This window comes from Methylophilus sp. DMC18 (assembly GCF_056314005.1).
In genome coordinates this window covers 255697-273192 of record NZ_JBQUZE010000001.1, presented here as the reverse complement: position 1 = coordinate 273192, position 17496 = coordinate 255697, and the positions used below count along the sequence as shown (strand labels likewise).

Below are 17496 nucleotides of genomic sequence, written 5' to 3'. Positions count from 1 at the left end.
TTGGTTAATATCAACCACCACTTGCGTGGATATGCAGGCGTTAAAAATTCCGCTTCAGGAAAATCATCCCTACCATCCAGCAGAACCTTAGTCAGGTATAATCTTGTTTTTTATTTCAAACCCATTTCAGCATGCAACAGCAGTATCCATTTAAAGAAGTCGAGCAACAGGCCCAACAGCACTGGGACAGCAAGCTGAGTTTTCAGGCCAAGGCAGACAGTCACAAGCCCAAATACTATTGCTTGTCGATGTTCCCCTACCCAAGTGGCAAGTTGCATATGGGGCATGTGCGTAACTACACCATCGGCGACGTATTAAGCCGCTATCACCATATGAAAGGCTTTAACGTGTTGCAACCCATGGGTTGGGATGCGTTTGGCTTGCCTGCCGAGAACGCGGCGATTCAGAATAGCGTGCCACCAGCCCAATGGACATATGACAACATTGCCTACATGCGCAAGCAGTTGAAGTCACTGGGCTTTGCCATCGACTGGAGCCGCGAGCTGGCCACCTGCCAGCCTGACTATTACAAATGGAACCAGTGGCTGTTTTTGCGCATGCTGGAAAAAGGCATCGCCTACAAAAAAACCCAGGTGGTGAACTGGGACCCGGTCGACCAGACCGTGCTCGCCAATGAGCAGGTGATTGATGGCCGCGGCTGGCGCACGGGGGCGATCGTAGAAAAACGCGAAATCCCTGGCTACTACCTCAACATCACCGGCTACGCACAGCAATTGCTGGATGATCTGGACAAACTGCCAGGCTGGCCTGAGCGTGTCAAAACCATGCAGGCCAACTGGATAGGCAAGAGCGTGGGCGTGCGTTTTGCGTTTACGCACGACATCAAAAACAATGACGGCCAATTGATTGATGACGGCAAACTGTGGGTATTCACCACCCGTGCCGACACCATCATGGGCGTGACCTTCTGTGCCGTGGCAGCCGAGCATCCGCTGGCGACACAAGCTGCGCAACAAAACCCGGCGCTGCAAGCATTTATCGACAAATGCAAGCAAGGCTCCGTCATGGAAGCCGACATGGCCACCATGGAAAAAGAAGGCATGGACACCGGCCTGACCGTCACCCACCCGATGACCGGCGAACAGGTGCCGGTGTGGATAGGCAACTATGTCCTCATGACCTATGGGGAAGGGGCCGTGATGGCCGTGCCTGCGCACGATGAACGTGATTTCGGCTTTGCCAAAAAATACAATTTGCCGATCAAACAAGTGATCAGCGTGCTCGGTCAGGAATTTGACCTGGCAGCCTGGCAAGAGTGGTACGGTGATAAAACCAAAAGCGTCTGTATCCACTCTGGCAAATATAACGATCTGGGCTACGCAGAAGCAGTTGAGGCTGTGGCAGCTGATCTGGCAGAAAAAAATCTGGGCGGCAAGCAGACCAACTGGCGCCTGCGCGACTGGGGCGTTTCCCGTCAGCGCTACTGGGGTTGCCCGATTCCGATCATTCATTGCGACAGCTGTGGCGATGTGCCTGTGCCCGACGACCAGCTGCCGGTGAAATTACCGGAAGATTGTGTCCCGGATGGTTCAGGCAATCCGCTCAACAAGCGCGAAGACTTTTTAAACTGCACCTGCCCCAAATGTGGCCAGCCCGCCAAGCGCGAAACTGACACCATGGACACCTTTGTCGATTCCAGCTGGTACTACGCACGCTATGCCTCAGGCTTTAGCAATGAAGCCATGGTGGATGCACAGACCAATCACTGGATGCCGGTAGACCAGTATATTGGCGGCATTGAACACGCAATTCTGCACTTGCTCTACTCCCGCTTCTGGAGCAAGGTCATGCGCGACCTCGGCCTGGTCAATTATGATGAGCCATTTGCCAACCTGCTGACACAAGGCATGGTGCTGAATCATATCTTCTCGCGCCGCACGGCTAAAGGCGGTATTGAATATTTTGCGCCGGAAGAAGTCGAGCTGGTACACGATAACAACGGCAAGGTGACTGGTGCCAAGCTGCTCAAAGATGGCTCGGCTATTGACTACCAGGGCATAGGCACCATGTCCAAGTCCAAGCGTAATGGCGTCGACCCGCAATCGCTGATTGAACAATATGGCGCGGATACTGCCCGCTTCTTTATGATGTTTGCGGCGCCGCCAGAACAAACGCTGGAGTGGTCAGACAGTGGCGTGGAAGGCTCACACCGTTTCTTGAAACGGGTATGGAATTTTGGCCATGTCTTGTCCCAACAAACACCGGCTGACCTGCCAAACAAACTGACCGGCGAGCTGGCCAACCACAGACGTGAAGTGCACAGCGTGCTCAAACAGGCCAATGTCGATCTGGGCAAGCTACAGTTCAACACGGTGGCCTCTGCCTGCATGAAAATCCTCAACACGCTGGAGAAAGTGCAAAAAGAGGCAGAAAAAGACTGGATCGCCGTGGCGTTTGAAGGCTACAGCATCCTGTTGCGCCTGTTATCACCGATTGCACCGCACATCACGCAAGTCATGTGGCAATCGCTCAAACTTGGCGAAGACATTCTGTCTGCCAAATGGCCAGAACCAGCCAACTCAGCCCTGGTACAGGACGAGGTGGAATACGTGGTGCAGGTCAATGGCAAGCTGCGTGGCAGCATCAGCATCCCCAAGAGCATGGCCAAAGAGCAGATTGAAGCGACTGCCGTTAATCAGGACTTCGTCCAAAAATTCCTGAATGAAGGCAGCGTGAAAAAAATCATCGTCGTGCCCAACAAACTGATTAATATTGTGGTGGCTTAGCCCTTTCTTTCGAGGAGCGCATTGTGCAGCAGACAACCCCTACCCGCTGGATTCACGCGATCACCCTGTGGTGCAGCATCGCCGTGCTGACGGCGCTCTTGTCTGCTTGCGGGTTTCACCTGCGCCAACCGTCACCGATTGCCTTTAAAACCATTTTCATCAAGGGCTCTACGCAAATCAACATTGCGCTCAAAAAGGCCTTGGTAGAACAGGGTGTCAAGGTTGTGACCGACGCAGAAGAAGCTGAACTACAGCTGGAACTGCTCAAAGAAGAAAACGAACAACGTATTCTGTCTCTGAGCGGGACCGGGGTGGTGCGAGAATACGAGCTGTACTACCGCGTGCAATACCGTACCAAAGTCACCGGTGAGCCAACTTGGGCACTGCCGTTGATCATGGAAGGCCGTCGTGACTATACCTATAACGACGCCAACTTGCTGGCCAAGCAGGCCGAGCAAAAAATGCTCAGTGACAGCATGCAGTTAGACGTGCTCAACGGCATCATGCGACGACTGTCTGCCCTTAAAAAAGCCGAATAGCCATGCGCATTCAGGCGGCGCAACTTACGCAATATTTGCCTCCCAAACAGCATTTGTTCGTGCTGGCGGGCGATGAGCCCCTCTCCATCACCGAGGCCATAGACCAGATCCGCGCCGCCGCACGCCAACATGGCGCGCAAGAGCGTGCCAGTTTTACAGTGGAGCGCTACTTCAACTGGGCACAAGTCAGCCAGTTTCTGCAGAGCTTTTCGCTGTTTGCCGAGCAACGGATTCTTGAAATCAACCTCCCCACCGGCAAGCCCGGCGTGGAAGGCGCCAAAGCCTTGCAGCAACTGGCAGAACAGCCTGCGGCTGATACCACCATCATCCTCACCCTGCCCGCCCCAGACCGTGACATGACCAGCAGCGCCTGGTATGAAGCCCTGTCGCAACATGGGGTGCTGCTGGTACTGAATCAGGTGCCACTGGCACAACTACCGGAGTGGATTGCGCAGCGACTGGCCATGCAACAGCAAACTGCAGATGAAGCCTCGCGCCGCTTTATTGCCGAGCAGGTCGAAGGCAATCTACTGGCCGCCCATCAGGAAATCCAAAAACTGGGCTTGCTCTACCCACCCGGCCCGCTCAGTGAAGACGCCATCCGCCAATGCGTGCTTAATGTGGCCCGCTTTGATGTCTCGCAACTGGGGGAAGCCATGTTGCAAGGCGATCCGCAACGCGTGATGCGCATGCTGGAAGGCCTGCGCGAAGAAGGCGAAACCGCGGTGGCGGTCATGAATCCGCTGATTTGGCTGTTCCGCCCATTGTTGCAAGTCAGGCTGGCCATGCAACAAGGCATCGCCATGCAAGCCGCGCTGAGTCAAGCCAGGCTATTTGGTGACCGCCAGCAATTAGTCAGGCGCGCGCTGGAATTTTTACCGCAAAAACATATCGAAGCTGCTTTGCAAAAACTGTCTGACATAGACCGCATGGCAAAAGGCGTGGGCGATGGCGATGCCTGGCTGGAGCTGTCAAGGCTATGTACAGGCATTGCGCGCATGGCAGCCAACAAGACGGCCAGAGCTGCGGCAGGCAGGTCTCGTTAAGGTTTTCAGTTAGAATAGCGATTATGGACATTCAACACTATATGAAACAACTGGGGGAGCAGGCACGCGCCGCCTCCCGCTTGATGGCAAAAGCTGACACCAACACCAAGAACCAGGCGCTGCGCAATATTGCCGCCCTGATCCGTCAGCACGAAAAAGCCCTGCTCGCCGCCAACCAGCAAGACCTGCAAGCCGCCCAAGCCAATGGCATGGAAGCCGCCATGCTGGACCGCCTGACATTAAGCGAGAAATCGGTGGCAACCATGGCAGAAGGCCTGGAGCAAATTGCCAGCCTGCCAGACCCGATTGGCGAAATGAGCAATTTCAAATACCGTCCTTCCGGCATCCAGATCGGCCAGATGCGTGTACCGCTGGGCGTGATCGGCATTATTTACGAGGCCCGTCCTAACGTGACGGTCGATGCGGCGGGTTTGTGTATCAAATCCGGCAACGCCTGCATTCTGCGCGGCGGCTCCGAGGCCATTCATTGCAACCAGGCGCTGGCCAAACTCGTGCATCAGGGCCTGCAACAAGCAGGCTTGCCACAAGCGGCCGTGCTCGTGGTCGAGACCACTGACCGCGCTGCCGTCGGTGAACTCATCACCATGAAGCAATATGTGGATGTGATCGTGCCACGCGGCGGCAAAGGCCTGATCGAGCGCATCAGCAACGATGCCCGCATCCCTGTGATCAAACACTTGGATGGTAACTGCCATGTGTATGTCGATGACGAAGCTGACCTGGCCAAAGCCGTGCGTATCCTCGAAAACGCCAAAACCCAGCGTCTGGGCACCTGCAACACGGCAGAGTCACTGCTGGTCGCACGCAGCATCGCCAACACTGCCCTGCCTCAACTGGCCGAGATGCTGCTAGGCAAAGGCGTGGAAATCCGTGGTTGCGACGAAACGCGTGCCATCGTGCCACAGGCAAAGGCGGCGACTGAAGAAGACTATTACACCGAATATCTGGCCGCGATTATCTCTTGCAAGGTGGTCAGTGGCGTGGATGAAGCGATTGCGCATATCAACAAGTATTCCAGCCAGCACACCGAGGCGATTGTGACCGAAAACTACACCAAGGCACGCCAGTTTTTGCGTGAAGTGGACTCCAGCAGTGTGATGGTCAATGCCTCTACCCGCTTTGCCGATGGCTTTGAATATGGCTTTGGTGCAGAAATCGGTATTTCTACCGACAAACTGCATGCGCGTGGCCCGGTCGGTCTGGAAGGCTTAACCTCCCTCAAATATGTCGTTTTGGGTGACGGCCACGTCCGCGCTTAATCACGCTGGCAGGCGTTTGGCTTGTGCAATGCTAGATGCGCAACGCCATAATCTACCCAAAGAGTCATGAAGATGGAATGCATAGGCATTTTCGGCGGCACCTTTAACCCCATTCACAACGGGCATCTGGCGCTCGCACAGACCGTGCTGGACACGCTGCACTGTACGCAAATCCGCTTTGTGCCTGCCGCGTTGCCTCCGCACAAGACTGCCCCGGCGGTTACGGCGCAACACCGTGCTGCCATGGTCAAGCTTGCCATTCAGGCGCATCCGCAATACGTGCTCGACAGCTGTGAACTGGATCGCCAGGGCCCCTCTTATACCATAGAGACGTTACACCTGCTCCGCCAGCGTTTCCCCGAGCAATCCCTCTGCCTGCTCATGGGCCAGGATAGCTACCAGCAATTGCCGACCTGGCACCGCTGGCAGGAGCTGCTGGAGTATTGCCATCTCTTGGTTGTGCACCGTGCAGACTTGGGAACCGAGCTGGTTTTGCATGCAGAACACACACAAAGATTCCTCGCTGGCGCAGCGTTTAGCAGCCAATGCTCTTCAGCCACGCATGGCTTCATCGGCTATTTGCCCGAGAGCCCGCCGGCGATTTCCTCGACCGGCATCCGTGCAGCACTGGCGCATCCAGGCCAGAATTTGACAGACCAGTTGCCTGCATCTGTGCTCCAGTATATCCAGCAGCACCATCTATATCAGTCGGCTTAAGCCTCTTGCAGTCCCCATCGGGTGGCATGCTGTCGCATTTTGCCCTAAACGCAGGGAGCATCATGGCTATTTTTAGCCCAGACACGGCAGTATGCTCAACAGCAGACATAAAATCGCTATACTGCGGTTAAAACAACTCTAAATTACCTATCAAGAGGATACGTCTGCGATGAAATTGTTAACCTGGTCTCTTACTGCCCTACTCGTGGCATCCCCGTCCGCATTTGCCAATATTGATATCCAATTTGACTTTAGTTACGATACCAGCGGCTTCTTTAATAGCACCAACATTCAAACCCTCAATGCGGCTGCCTCGGTGTTTGAAACCCGCATTACCGACTCACTAAGCGCCATTAATTCAGGCGGCATCAACAACTTCCAGGGTCTGATTCTTGACCCCTCGGATATTAACCAGACGCAAACGCTCTCCAATCTGAGTGTGGCAGCAAATGTGATCAAAATATATGTGGGTAGCGATAATCTTGGTGGCTTCACCATTGGCGCAGGCGGGTCCGGCGGCTATTCATGTAGTGGGCTAGGCAGTTTTTGCGCCAACGCCGTCGACCGTGGCCAGACTAACACCACGGGTAACAGTGCCACCGACTTTGCCACCTGGGGTGGCATGATCAGCTTCAACAGTTCAACCTCATGGTATTTTGGCCAGGATCAGGCAGGTTTGACCAATACCCAATTTGATTTTTACACGGTGGCCGTACACGAAATTGCCCACGTGCTTGGCTTTGGCCTGGCCCCCTCCTTTGAAGCACAGGTCAACGGCAGCAATTTTAACAGTAGCGAAACCGGGACCGTCGCCCTCAGCAATGACCGTGCTCACTGGGCGCCCGGCACCATGAGCACGGTTGGCGGAACACTGCAGGAGACGGTGATGGACCCAGACATTACCCCGGGCACACGCAAATATTTTACCGATCTGGATTATGCAGGCATGGCAGCTATCGGTTGGTCGGTCGTAACACCGGTGCCTGAATCCAGCATTAGCCTGAATCTGTTGGCGGGCGGCCTGTTGCTTGGCCTGCTATATAGACGCAACCTTGGCAGCAGACGTCAAACGGTAATCAACGCATACGCTTAGCAAGGCTAGTTAAGCCATGCGTTTGCGCGCCAAAAACTGATCCAGTTGCCGCGCGAACGCGTGGCGGTCAGACGCCTGCATGGCATTGGGCCCCTGCGTTTCCACCCCGCTGGCGCGCAGCGATTCCATAAAGTCGCGCATAGCCAGTCGCTCGCGGATATTTTCTGCCGAATAAAACTCGCCGCGTGGATTCAGCGCATGGCCTTGCTTTTCAATCACTTGCGCCGCCAGCGGAATATCTGCCGTAATCACCAAGTCGCCCGCTTCCAGCATTGCCACGATCTCGTTATCTGCCACATCAAAGCCCTTGGCCACTTGCATGGCGCGCAAATAGGCTGAGGGCGGCACATAGAGAACTTTGTTGGCGACAAAGGTAGTCATGACCTGACTACGCTCCGCCGCCCGAAACAAAATATCCTTGATCACGCCCGGGCAGGCATCGGCATCCACCCAAATCCGCATTAACCGGCTTTAGGCACCGGTCTGGCGCTAAATAACGCGCCGCCTTGTGGTTTGTGGCCCCCAGGCTGACGCGCAGATTTTTGCTGGCCAGCAGGATGTCCAGACGCATTCGCCGGTTTTTTCTGGCCAGCGTGCTGTCCAGCGTTGCGCGGGTTGCTTGGGGCAGCGTTGGCTTGGCCTGGTTTCGGCTGATGTTGTCTGGGTTGGCCTGGTTTCTGACTACGCGATGCGTCACGTGGCGCCTGGCCCGATTTAGGCGCAGGCCGTTGACCGCGTGGCTGAGTCCGTGATGGCCGATCCGGCTCTTCACTGTTTTTTTCGGGGGCGACAAAGCCCTCTACTGGCAGCTTGGGGATCTCGCGCTTGATCAGCTTCTCAATGTCTTTCAACAATTTGAGTTCCTCCCTATCCACCAGCGACACCGCCGCCCCAGTGGCACCAGCACGACCAGTCCGGCCGATGCGGTGCACATAGTCTTCGGGCACGTTAGGCAGCTCAAAATTCACCACTTGCGGCAGCTGGTCAATATCCAGGCCACGTGCAGCAATATCGGTCGCCACCAGCGCGGTGATTCCCCCGGCTTTAAACTCGGCCAGCGCCGCCGTGCGGGCATTCTGACTCTTGTTGCCATGAATCGCCATCGCCGGGATGCCGTCTTTTACCAGCTTCTCCGCCAGCCGGTTCGCGCCATGTTTGGTGCGTGTAAACACCAGCACTTGCTCCCACTGATGTTGCTTGATCAAAAAGCTCACCATCTCACGCTTGTGCGACTGCGGCACCATATGCACGCTTTGCTCAATCAGCGCGTTTGAGGTGTTCCGCCGCGCCACTTCCACCAGATCCGGGTTATTCAGCAGATTGTCTGCCAGCTGTTTGATTTCATCGGAAAACGTCGCCGAGAACAGCAGGTTTTGCCGCTGCTTGGGCAGCAAGGCCAGCACTTTTTTAATGTCGTGAATAAAGCCCATATCCAGCATGCGATCGGCTTCATCCAGCACCAGAATTTCAATGCCAGACAAATCCAGCGCCTTCTGGTTGGTGAGGTCGAGCAAGCGACCCGGCGTTGCTACCATGATATCGAGTGGTTTTTTCAAGCGGCTGATTTGCGGGTTAATGCCCACCCCGCCAAACACCACCATGCTTTTCAGCGGCAGATATTTACCGTAAGTGGTCACTGACTCGCCGATCTGCGCCGCCAGCTCGCGCGTTGGCGACAGAATCAGACAACGCGGCTTGCCTGCGGCGGTTTGTTTTAACGGGGTTTCAGACAAGCGATGCAAAATCGGCAAGGTAAAGCCAGCGGTTTTGCCTGTCCCGGTTTGCGCACCGGCCAGTAAATCGCCACCGCGCAATACATAAGGAATCGCCTGCGCCTGAATCGGCGTCGGTGAGGTATAGCCGGCATCGGCAATCGCGCGCAACACAGGCGCGCACAAATTCAAATCAGCAAACGTGGTGTTTGCAGGGGTATTTTCTTGTGACAAGGTTATTCAACTTTAATAGTGTGCATCGCCCATCACAAACGACAAGCATGCAACAAATTATTGGGCGTTGGTCTGTTGCCGCAGCAACACCAATCTGGACAAACGAGGATTATATCGATGATTTATGACAAGGCCGCTGTGAGGATTGGTAGTTCACAGGGTGGTTACATTATACCCGCTATTTACGCAAACACTGTATTTAAAAATGTCTGCATCCAATCAAGCCACGGATGACGGACTTTTTTGCGTGGTGATCGTCTGAAACGTCCACGCCACAAAGCGGCTTTGTTTCTGGCCTTGCGCCATCTCCACCACTTTTACCCTCACTGCCCGCGCTTTTTTGAGTTCACGCATCACCAGCGGTAGGTTGCTGGCTTTGGAGACCAGCGTGGTAAACCATACACACTGTTGGGCAAAATGCCTGCTCTCGTGAATCATGGTGGTTAAAAACGCTGCCTCGCCGCCCTCATACACCAACTCATTGGCTTGCCCACCAAAATTCAGTGCCTGTGGCGGCCGCTTGCCCAGCCCGCGCCATTTACGCTGTGTGCCCGCCTGCGCCTCGGCCGCCGAGGCATGAAAAGGCGGGTTACACATGGTCAGCGTCCATTGTTCGCCCGGCAAGATCACGCCTTTAAAAATCGCCGCCATATTTGGCTGCTGGCGCACAGAAATCAGTGGCTGCAAGCCATTGGCTTCAATCAGCTGCTGTGCATTGCGCAAGGCCTTGGCGTCAATATCCACGCCCAAGCACTCCCAGCCATAAGCCTGGGCCGCAATCAGCGGATAGACCAGATTGGCGCCGGTGCCGATATCGAGCAAACGCACCGATTGCGTATGACCAGACTCGGCCAATAAATCCGCCAGGTAATGCACATAATCCGCCCGGCCAGGGATAGGCGGACATAAGTAATGCTTGGGAATATCCCACACCGCCACGCCATAATACTGCTTGAGCAAGGCCTGGTTTAAGGTTTTCACTGCCTGCGGATGAGAAAAGTCTATCGAGTCATCGCCATAGGCATTCGGGCGCACATAGGGCGCCAGGGCCGGATGCGCCTGCACCAGCAGCGCAAAGTCATAGCCCTCGCGGTGCAGATTGCGAGGATGCAATGTAGATGAAGAACTGACGGGCTTCATGCCTAAGTATTCGCCAATTGCACTTGGGCAGCGCGCCTAAGCGGCCGCAGCCTTGGCGCGTGCGGCATGCAACTTCCGGTAACTGTCCAGCAGTCTATGGTGTCTGTCCAACCCATCCAGCTGCAGATTGGTCGGTGTCAGGCCATAAAAGCGCACACTGCCATCGACAGCGCACAGCACCGCATCCATGCGCGCGTCGCCAAACATGCGACGGAAGTTCGGCTCATAATCAGCCAGCTGCAGCTCATCATCAAGCGTCACTTCGAGCACGGCATTCAGCGCCTGGTAAAACAAGCCGCGCTCCAGCGTGTTGTCGTTATACTGCAAAAACGCCCCCACCAGATCCTGCGCCTCCTCAAACTGCTGCAAAGCCAGGTTGATGAGTAGCTTAAGCTCCAGTACCGTGAGCTGCCCCCATACCGTGTTCTCGTCAAACTGGATGCCGATCAAGGTCGCAATATCGCTGTAGTCATCTAGCTCGTTATTCTCCAGCCGCTCCAGCAAAGCCTGCAGGCGGTCATCGTCCAGCTGATGCAGGTTCAGGATATCTTCGCGGAACAACAACGCTTTATTGGTGTTATCCCACACCAGGTCTTCCACCGGATACACCTCGGAATAATCAGGCACCAAGATGCGGCATGCCGTCGCGCCCAGCTGGTCATATACCGCCACATAGGCCTCTTTACCCATTTCGGCCAAAATGCCGAATAAGGTCGCGGCCTCTTCAGCGTTGGCATTGTCGCCCTTGCCAGAAAAGTCCCACTCGACAAACTCGTAGTCCGATTTGGCACTGAAAAAGCGCCACGACACCACACCGCTAGAGTCAATAAAATGCTCAACAAAGTTATTCGGCTCGGTCACCGCCTCGCTGACAAAGGTCGGCTGCGGCAAGTCGTTGAGGCCTTCAAAACTGCGGCCTTGCAGCAACTCGGTCAGGCTGCGCTCGAGCGCGACTTCCAGTTTTGGGTGCGCGCCAAACGAGGCAAACACGCCGCCGGTGCGCGGGTTCATCAGCGTCACGCACATCACCGGATATTGTCCGCCTAACGACGCATCTTTCACCAGCACCGGAAAACCCTGCGCCTCCAGTCCCTCAATGCCCGCCACAATGCCGGGATACTTGGCCAGCACCGCTGGCGGCACATCCGGCAACGCCATTTCACTTTCAATAATCTCGCGCTTCACGGCCCGCTCAAAAATCTCGGACAAGCATTGCACCTGCGCCTCGGCTAGCGTATTGCCCGCGCTCATGCCATTACTGGCGTACAGGTTTTCAATCAGGTTAGACGGAAAATACACCACCTCGCCATCCGATTGCCGCACAAACGGCAGCGCGCAAATGCCGCGTTCACGATTGCCAGAGTTGGTGTCAATTAAATGCGAGCCACGCAACTCGCCATCCGGGTTGTAAATGGCCCGCGTGTAGTCATCCAGAATCTCTTTCGGCAACGCATCTTTGCGCCCTGGCTTAAACCAGCGCTCGTTCGGGTAATGCACAAAGTCTGCATTGGCAATATCTTCGCCCCAGTAAGACCCAGCATAAAAATGGTTGTTACTCAGCCGCTCAATATACTCACCCAGCGCCGAGGCCAGTGCGCTTTCCTTGGTCGCGCCTTTGCCGTTGGTAAAGCACATGGGCGAATGCGCATCGCGGATATGCAGCGACCACACGTTAGGCACAATATTGCGCCAGGAAGCGATCTCGATCTTGATACCCAGGCTCGCCAGCAAGCCCGTCATATTGGCTATGGTTTGCTCCAGCGGTAAATCCTTGCCGATGATATACGTCTGCGTCTCCGCCGCCGGGTTCACCGTCAGCAAGGCCTGCGCATCGGCATCCAGGCTTGCCACTTCTTCAATCACAAACTCAGGCCCGGTCTGCACTACTTTTTTCACCGTGCAGCGGTCAATCGAGCGCAAAATGCCAATGCGGTCTTTTTCAGAGATATCCGCAGGCAACTCAATCTGAATCTTGAAAATCTGCTTATAGCGGTCTTCTGGGTCCACAATATTGTTGTGCGACAAGCGGATATTCTCAGTCGGAATATTGCGGGTGCTGCAATACAGCTTCACAAAATACGCCGCACACAGCGCAGACGAAGCCAAAAAGTAATCAAACGGCCCCGGCGCCGAGCCATCGCCCTTGTAGCGGATAGGCTGATCGGCAATCACCGTGAAGTCATCAAACTTGGCTTCAAGGCGGAGCTTATCGAGAAAATTGACTTTAACTTCCATGGGGGATTCCGAAAATGACGTTTGAGCGAAAACCGCTATTATCCCTCACAACATTCAGGCGACCTAATTTAGCAGCAACGCTGATTGCTTACTTGGCTACAAACTCAAGTCGAATAGAGAGTGAAACTTTGCTAGCCCCGCCGTTGAAACACTGAGTCCAGATGCTTGAAGCAAGTGTGCAGGCCTGTAAAACGGTCAGCACTCGCGTCTCGTAAAGTGAAGTCAAAACAATTAAGTTTGTGTGCTATTCTTTAACGAATAAAACTACATTTTTCAGGGGTTACAACCATGGCTGCTGATGACAGAAAATTCATCATGCTGACTGATTATTTGCATGAACCTGTCATCCATTATGATCGTGATTGCAAACGCACTTATCTCAATCCAGCCGCAATAAAACTGATTGGTGAACCTGCTAAAGATCTTCAAGGCAAAACACCCAGCTCGCTCAGACCCTCCTCCGTCGCTTTACAACACTACCAAGAAAAAATCCGCGGCGTCATAGAAACAGGCACGGATATCGAGTTTGATTTTTTTCTAGACCGGCTGCCTGATGGTCCGAATGTCCACACCAAGGTGCTCAGAATTCATGCCGTCCCCGAGCTGGATAGTGATAACAACGTGGTGGGCGCCCTTGCGATTGCGCATGACATCACGGCACTCAAGTTAAGTGAAAAACGTTTACGCGCACTGATTGAAAACCATCCCGACCATATTACCCGCTTTGACCAGCATGCCAGATACAGCTACGTCAGCCCTTCTCTCACAGCATTGTTTGGCATAGAGGAATCCACGCTGCTGGGTAAGACCCTGCTTGAATCTGATCAGATTGCCACGCCAGCAGAACGCAATAAAATTCACCACGCGATTTTGCAAACCCTAGAGCAAGAAACAGCTTGTACCATTGAGAGCCACTGGCCGCATGACCGCGTCATAGAGCTTCGTCTTGTTCAGGAAAAAGATGCCATCGGCGAGGTCTCGGGGGTGCTTTGCATCTTGCGTGATATCACCCAGCAAAAGCAGTCCGAAAAAGCAATGCTGACACTCAATCGTTCACTGCGTTTGTTGAGTAGCTGTAACCAGATGCTCATTCATGCAGAAAACGAACAACACCTGCTCAACGATATTTGCCAGTTGGTGATTGACTCTGGGGGCTATCCACTGGCCTGGGTGGGTTATCCCAACTATGGCACCTACCAACCCCTGCGCATTGCCGCAATGGCCGGTCAAAAGCTGACGAAGACGATTGCGCTTGAGCAGCAAACCCCGGAAATCAGCCTGGCCGTGAAAGCCTTTCAAAGCGAGCGTGTAGAGATTATCCAGGACTATCCCAATGCAGCCCGCTTGAGTAATTTGGGCGACCTCGCCAGCCTGGAAGGCCTGCTTTCATGCATCGCCTTGCCACTCAAAGTGGCAAAACAGACCATAGGCGTGATCACGATCTACGCCTCCCGCACCTATGCATTTTCTGCTGAAGAAGTCACCCTGCTCGATGAACTCGCCAATGACCTGGCGTTTGGCATTCAGTCCCTGCGTATCCGTGCCGAACATCGGGACGCAGAAACAAAACTGGAATATCTGGCCCACCATGACCCACTGACCGGCCTCCCTAACCGCCTGTTATTGCGCAAGCGTTTTGAACAGTTTATCCATCAAGCCAACAAGCGCGAATACGGCCTCGCCATGCTGTTTCTTGATATGGATAACTTCAAAGAGATTAACGACAGCTTTGGTCATGCCATAGGCGATGCGCTGCTAAAAGAGGTGGTCAGGCGCCTCGAACGTATGCTGTCAGAGGCTTGCATGCTCAGCCGCGAAGGCGGTGACGAATTTGTGCTGTTGATCAACAATGCCCAGGCGTCCGATATCGTGACTCAAACCGCACAGCAAATTCTTAACGCCATGCAAGAGCCGTTTGAGGTCAGCGGTAATACATTGCATGCGTCTTTCAGCATTGGCATCAGCCTCTACCCAAACGATGGCAAAGACTTTGAAACCCTACGCAAAAACGCCGATGCCGCCTTGTATCTGGCAAAAGATTGTGGCCGCAATACCTACCGCTTTTTTGTCACACAGATGAATGCCGATGCGCAAAAGCGCATGCGTATTCAAACAGACCTGCACACAGCACTTAAAAATAATGAGTTTTTACTGCACTACCAGCCACAAATACGCCTATCTGATGGCCGCATCAGTGGGATTGAAGCCTTAATCCGCTGGCAAAACGCCGATGGACAGATGCTCCCGCCAAGCGAGTTCATTCCCATCGCAGAACAAAGCGGGCTGATTATCCAGATGGGTCAGTGGGTGCTGCGGGAAGCCTGCCGGCAACTGGCCGCATGGCACAAGCAAGGGCAAACCCAGCTGGTGGTGGCGGTCAACTTATCCTCACACCAGTTCCGGCATGGCAATATTGTAGAAACCATCAGTTCTGCGCTAAATGATTTCGGCCTGCCCCCGCAATGCCTGGAGCTCGAACTGACAGAATCTATCCTGATTCAGGACACAGAATCCGTCATCAGCACCCTGCACACGCTAAAACACATCGGGGTCAAACTAGCCATTGATGACTTCGGCACCGGCTACTCCAGCCTGTCTTATCTTAAACGACTGTCCGTCGACAAACTCAAAATTGATAAATCCTTCATCCGTGACCTTCACAAAGACCAGGACAGTGCAGAAATTGTCCGTGCGATCATCCAACTTGGGCACATTTTGCAACTCACGGTGATTGCAGAAGGGGTAGAGACTGAGCAGCAACTGGCTTTTCTCACCGACAGTCATTGCGACGAAATACAGGGATATCTGTTTAGCCGCCCGGTCGCCGCAGAATACATACCAGAGATACTTGCTCGAATAGGCATGACGGCCTAATCCAGAATCTTAATAGCGTAGCGTTGCGTTGACCAAGCTAAGGAGGTCAATTCTAACAACGACTTTTCCGCCTAAGGATAAATGGCAAGCTGCTGATTAATTTAGCTTTATAACACTCATCTTAAAATGCCACACTTTCAAAGCAACATCGCCGGTGATATCATGAAAAAATGAAAATTGTGCTAGACACTGATGTCATTATTGCAGGCATGCGCAGCCCATCTGGGGCCTCTGCCGAAATCATTCGTAGAGCAAGGCGTGGCGAACTGACACTGATGGCTAGCGTCTCACTCTTTATGGAATACGAGGCCAAATGCACGCTGCCCATACATTACCAAGCGGCTGGTTTATCGGCACAAGAAGCTGAGATTTTCATCAACACCTTGGCAAGTATTATCAGCCCGGTAAAAACACATTATTTATGGCGCCCACAATTACGTGATCCTGCAGACGAAATGGTACTAGAAGCAGCAGTCAATGGTGGCGCAAAAGCATTGATCAGTTTTAATCAAAAGCACTTTGGCTTAACACCACAAAGATTTGGCATACAGCTACTATTGCCATCAGAGTTTTTAAGGAGTTTTAAATGAGCAAAGCATCCACATACCCCTTACGTTTACCACAATCACTCAAAGATGCGGTAGACGCAGCCAGCAAACGTGATGGCACCAGCATTAACCAATTTGTCGCCATGGCAGTGGCAGAAAAAATCAGCGCATTAGAAACCGCCGAGTTTTTTAGCATGCGGCAACAACAAGCAGACTATGAAAAATTTGATGCCATTATGAATAGATCAGGTGGTCAAGCGCCAATTAAAGGCGATGTGATTGGTGAAGAGTGAATTTTTTAATTGAGTTGAAACAAAAGACCAGCTCAGGGCGCTCTTGACTCCTCTGCCTCCCGCATGCATGAATCACATCATCAAATGCATCCACCCGAAGTAAGTAATTTTAATGATCCAAAGTCGACCAGCTCACCACCTATACGACAAGTAACTTTATAAATTTAGTAAATTTTAATCGTTGAGTGCCTCTGAAATGAGCGAAACTAATAAGCTAAAAAAACATTTAGAAGAAGACTTAACAACACTTCATGACCTGCTTATTCAGGCAGGCCCATTGCCTCCCCGTCATGTACGTTCTGTAGGCTCAGCAATTGTTCGCAAATGGTTAATTGATGGCAATCTAAATCAATTAGGTCATGAGTTAGAACTAAACTTTGAGCTCCCAGCGTATGACACAAGCGCTGTATTTGCAGAGCTAACTAGTACACCAGAAATTAAATTCTTCCTAGCAGGAGGCATCATCCTTGGAGGAATTGAGGTACGTTCAATTTATGCATCTTCAGCTAACTTCACTGGATGTCCAACCATTTCAGTTCAAACTGAAATCAAAAAATTTACACCCGGGAAATATCTGGGCTCCAAACGAATATATTTTGAGGGTAATTCATTTAGTGCAGAGCAAATCATTAGTTTTGTAGCTAACAAACATGGCGGTGTCCATTTTGATCAAACTCGTGATAAATCTTGGCAGGAGCACTTGGAAAGAGCAGCAGGCTACATGACATTTGGAAACCCGAATCATGATAAAGAATCTAAACTGATTGAATTATCTGATGACCCTGGTGGACCATGCATGATAGTTATTCCAGCAGAGAAAGGTAATATTTGGAACAGTTTAGACATTGAACTACTATCGGCTGCTCAAGCTCTTCTGAACGTCCATGTTAATGGACAAAGATTGTTAATCACTGAAGCTCAGACTGATAAAACTAAACCTTGGTGGCGATTTTGGTAATCGCTTACTCCCTCATCACCTTGTGTAGTATCACAATTAAAGTTTTCTTCCCCTTGTTTTTCCTCTTTTAATCTTCTCAA

At 52.8% G+C, this 17496-nt stretch carries 14 protein-coding genes; 10 read left to right on the top strand and 4 right to left on the bottom strand.

The window, feature by feature from the left end; translation table 11 throughout:
- Nucleotides 1-131 precede the first annotated feature (131 nt).
- The 6 genes from leuS to ACT53G_RS01250 all read left to right on the top strand — a co-directional run bounded on the left by leuS (nucleotide 132) and on the right by ACT53G_RS01250 (nucleotide 7422).
- Entirely contained in the window at nucleotides 132-2747 is a 2616-nt protein-coding gene (leuS, locus tag ACT53G_RS01275; RefSeq protein ID WP_379077472.1) for a leucine--tRNA ligase, read from the top strand.
- Nucleotides 2748-2770: 23 nt separating this feature from the next.
- Entirely contained in the window at nucleotides 2771-3286 is a 516-nt protein-coding gene (locus ACT53G_RS01270; protein WP_275356968.1) for an LPS-assembly lipoprotein LptE, read from the top strand.
- A 2-nt stretch (nucleotides 3287-3288) separates the two neighbouring features.
- Nucleotides 3289-4332 carry a DNA polymerase III subunit delta gene (gene holA / locus ACT53G_RS01265; RefSeq protein WP_476155237.1) on the top strand — a complete coding sequence of 348 codons (1044 nt, stop codon included), beginning with the start codon at nucleotides 3289-3291 and terminating at the stop codon, nucleotides 4330-4332.
- 23 nt (nucleotides 4333-4355) lie between these two features.
- Nucleotides 4356-5612: a glutamate-5-semialdehyde dehydrogenase gene (locus tag ACT53G_RS01260; protein WP_476155239.1), complete on the top strand. Its 1257-nt coding sequence runs from the start codon at nucleotides 4356-4358 to the stop codon at nucleotides 5610-5612.
- A gap of 66 nt (nucleotides 5613-5678) precedes the next feature.
- The gene (gene nadD / locus ACT53G_RS01255; protein ID WP_476168481.1) at nucleotides 5679-6329 is read left to right on the top strand and encodes a nicotinate-nucleotide adenylyltransferase; all 651 of its coding nucleotides are present in this window, start codon (nucleotides 5679-5681) and stop codon (nucleotides 6327-6329) included.
- A 169-nt stretch (nucleotides 6330-6498) separates the two neighbouring features.
- On the top strand, nucleotides 6499-7422 hold the full coding sequence (locus ACT53G_RS01250) for a matrixin family metalloprotease (RefSeq protein WP_476168480.1): 924 nt from the start codon (nucleotides 6499-6501) through the stop codon (nucleotides 7420-7422).
- Nucleotides 7423-7431: 9 nt separating this feature from the next.
- On the opposite strand, the gene ACT53G_RS01245 is transcribed toward ACT53G_RS01250, so the two are convergent.
- The 4 genes from ACT53G_RS01245 to ACT53G_RS01230 form a co-directional block, all read right to left on the bottom strand.
- Nucleotides 7432-7884, bottom strand: a complete 453-nt coding sequence (locus ACT53G_RS01245; RefSeq protein ID WP_476168479.1) for a YaiI/YqxD family protein — start codon at nucleotides 7882-7884, stop codon at nucleotides 7432-7434.
- Nucleotides 7884-9368: a DEAD/DEAH box helicase gene (locus ACT53G_RS01240; RefSeq protein ID WP_476168478.1), complete on the bottom strand. Its 1485-nt coding sequence runs from the start codon at nucleotides 9366-9368 to the stop codon at nucleotides 7884-7886. Before ACT53G_RS01240 ends, ACT53G_RS01245 begins: the two co-directional genes overlap by 1 nt.
- A gap of 219 nt (nucleotides 9369-9587) precedes the next feature.
- Nucleotides 9588-10508, bottom strand: coding sequence for a 23S rRNA (adenine(1618)-N(6))-methyltransferase RlmF (gene rlmF, locus ACT53G_RS01235; protein ID WP_476168477.1), 921 nt, complete (start codon nucleotides 10506-10508; stop codon nucleotides 9588-9590).
- Between the two features lie 36 nt (nucleotides 10509-10544).
- Complete coding sequence (locus ACT53G_RS01230; RefSeq protein WP_476168476.1) at nucleotides 10545-12743, bottom strand: OsmC domain/YcaO domain-containing protein; 2199 nt, start codon at nucleotides 12741-12743, stop codon at nucleotides 10545-10547.
- Nucleotides 12744-13031: 288 nt separating this feature from the next.
- Here ACT53G_RS01230 and ACT53G_RS01225 point away from each other — a divergent pair, with 288 nt between their 5' ends.
- The 4 genes from ACT53G_RS01225 to ACT53G_RS01210 all read left to right on the top strand — a co-directional run bounded on the left by ACT53G_RS01225 (nucleotide 13032) and on the right by ACT53G_RS01210 (nucleotide 17416).
- On the top strand, nucleotides 13032-15617 hold the full coding sequence (locus ACT53G_RS01225; RefSeq protein ID WP_476168475.1) for a bifunctional diguanylate cyclase/phosphodiesterase: 2586 nt from the start codon (nucleotides 13032-13034) through the stop codon (nucleotides 15615-15617).
- 170 nt (nucleotides 15618-15787) lie between these two features.
- Nucleotides 15788-16207, top strand: a complete 420-nt coding sequence (locus ACT53G_RS01220) for a putative toxin-antitoxin system toxin component, PIN family (protein ID WP_476168474.1) — start codon at nucleotides 15788-15790, stop codon at nucleotides 16205-16207.
- Nucleotides 16204-16458, top strand: coding sequence for a toxin-antitoxin system HicB family antitoxin (locus ACT53G_RS01215; protein ID WP_476168473.1), 255 nt, complete (start codon nucleotides 16204-16206; stop codon nucleotides 16456-16458). Before ACT53G_RS01220 ends, ACT53G_RS01215 begins: the two co-directional genes overlap by 4 nt.
- 196 nt (nucleotides 16459-16654) lie before the next feature.
- A complete protein-coding gene (locus tag ACT53G_RS01210; protein ID WP_476168472.1) occupies nucleotides 16655-17416 on the top strand; it encodes a hypothetical protein in 762 nt (253 codons plus the stop codon).
- Nucleotides 17417-17496 lie beyond the last annotated feature (80 nt).